Source organism: Pseudoalteromonas rubra, assembly GCF_005887115.1.
In the GTDB taxonomy this organism is placed as follows: domain Bacteria; phylum Pseudomonadota; class Gammaproteobacteria; order Enterobacterales; family Alteromonadaceae; genus Pseudoalteromonas; species Pseudoalteromonas rubra_F.
Genome location: NZ_PNCJ01000119.1, coordinates 1 through 239, shown reverse-complemented (window position 1 = coordinate 239; position 239 = coordinate 1). Strand labels below are relative to the sequence as shown.

Here is a 239-nt window from a genome sequence, read left to right as displayed (position 1 = left end):
AGCGCCATTGATGAATATGGTACGTAAGTTCATTATCCAAACGTTCAAGGCGAGCTATGCGTTCGTTAATGGTTTGAATAAATTCCTGTAATACAATTTGCTGGGCAGGATGAGGCAGAACTAATTCGGTGAGCCATCGTAAATGTTTGAGTGACCAATTGGCGGTTCCTTCATAATTAATGTTGTTGCGCAGCAGAAGTGCTTTTAGCTGATATTTGGCATCTTTTAAATCGAGCATG

Annotated in this window: 1 pseudogene; it reads right to left on the bottom strand. The window is 40.6% G+C overall.

Annotated elements, in window-relative coordinates:
- Positions 1–239 (bottom strand): annotated as a pseudogene (locus CWB98_RS23420) (IS110 family transposase); the annotation flags it as partial.